The organism is Streptomyces botrytidirepellens (assembly GCF_003721215.1).
Classification (GTDB): Bacteria; Actinomycetota; Actinomycetes; order Streptomycetales; family Streptomycetaceae; genus Streptomyces; species Streptomyces himastatinicus.
Genome location: NZ_RIBZ01000057.1, coordinates 1 through 1,295, shown reverse-complemented (window position 1 = coordinate 1,295; position 1,295 = coordinate 1). Strand labels below are relative to the sequence as shown.

General features: G+C 69.3%; 1 protein-coding gene. It reads right to left on the bottom strand.

Going from position 1 to position 1,295, the window contains the following annotated elements:
• On the bottom strand, positions 1-1,295 hold a 1,295-nt coding region (locus EEJ42_RS04100; protein ID WP_148081844.1), incomplete at both ends, for an acyltransferase domain-containing protein.

Sequence of the window (1,295 nt, the reverse complement as noted above, 5' to 3'; positions counted from 1 at the left end):
GGCGGCAGCGCCTGCATCAACCGAGCCCGCGCGGACACCAAAGCACACGCGTCCTCAAGCGACAGGACACCCGCCACGTGGGCAGCCGCCACCTCGCCGATCGAATGCCCACCCACGAAGTCCGGCCGCACCCCAAAGGACTCCACGAGCCGGAACAGCGCCACCTCGACGGCGAACAGGGCGGGCTGGGCCGACCCGGTGCTGTTCAGCGCCTCGATGTCCTCGCCCCACATCACCTCGCGCACCGAGTCGTCCAGGTGCGCGAGTACGGCATCCAGCGCCTCGNCGATGTCCTCGCCCCACATCACCTCGCGCACCGAGTCGTCCAGGTGCGCGAGTACGGCATCCAGCGCCTCGGCGAACACCGGGAACCGGCCATACAACTCCCGGCCCATACCCAGCCGCTGCGCACCCTGCCCCGAGAACACCACAGCCAACGGCCCGTCCCCGACAACACCCCGCGCAGCCTCGACCACACCCTCCTCAGAGGCCAGCAACACCGCCCGATGCTCAAACACCGACCGCCCGACAGCCAGCGAGAAACCGATATCCACTGACCCGGCGCTGCCCGCGAGAGACGCGATCTGATCCACCTGCGCGTCCAGCGCGGCCTCGGTCTTCGCCGACACCACCCACGGCACGATCCCGACCCGAGCTACCTCAGCCTCGCCCTCGGCCTCATGGACCCCCACAGGCTCTGAAGGCTGCTCCAGGATCAGATGGGCATTGGTGCCGCTGATCCCGAACGACGACACACCCGCCCGACGCGGACGCCCCGCCTCCGGCCACACAGTGTTGTCCGCCACCAGCTCGACATCCCCGGCCGTCCAGTCCACATGCGACGACGGAGCATCCACGTGCAGGGTGCGCGGCAGCACCCCATGCCGCATCGCCATGACCGTCTTGATCACACCCGCGACACCCGCCGCAGCCTGCGTATGACCAATATTCGACTTCACCGAGCCGAGCAGCAGCGGACGCCCCGAGTCCCGATCCTGCCCATAGGTGGCCAGCAACGCCTGCGCCTCGATCGGATCACCCAAAGTGGTCCCGGTTCCGTGCGCCTCCACCGCGTCGACATCGACCGGGGAGAGCCCGCCGCTGGCCAGCGCCTGCCGGATCACCCGCTGCTGGGACGGACCATTCGGCGCAGTCAACCCATTGGAGGCGCCGTCCTGGTTCACCGCGCTGCCCCGCAGCACCGCCAGCACCGAGTGCCCGTTGCGCTGGGCGTCGGACAGCCGCTCCAGCACCAGCATGCCGACACCCTCACCCCAGCCCACACCATCAGCCGA